Origin of the sequence: Chromohalobacter sp. HP20-39 (assembly GCF_033052815.1) — a bacterium.
Lineage (GTDB): Bacteria > Pseudomonadota > Gammaproteobacteria > Pseudomonadales > Halomonadaceae > Chromohalobacter.
Window position 1 is genome coordinate 1 of record NZ_JAWHTP010000545.1, and the last position, 282, is coordinate 282.

A 282-nucleotide genomic window follows, 5' to 3' on the forward strand; every position below is an offset into this window, starting at 1 on the left:
GGCATGGCGAAGTCGTACCCGTGGACGGCACCTTGTCGGAGCCGGCCGATCTAGATGAGTCAACGCTGACCGGTGAATCCGTCACGCGACACCGCAAGGCCGCAGAAGCCGTGAGCAGCGGTGTGCTGAACGCTGGGGCCGCCTTCGAGATGGTGGCGGCGGCATCGGCCGAGCGCAGTACCTTTGCGGGCATTGTCCGGATGGTCAGTGCCGCCCAGGCCGAGCGCAGCCCGTCCGTGCGCCTGGCCGACCGCTATGCATTCGCATTCGCAGCCGTCGCGG

1 pseudogene is annotated in these 282 nt (G+C 68.1%); it reads left to right on the plus strand.

The window, feature by feature from the left end:
• Nucleotides 1-282 (plus strand): annotated as a pseudogene (locus RVY79_RS19125) (heavy metal translocating P-type ATPase); the annotation flags it as partial.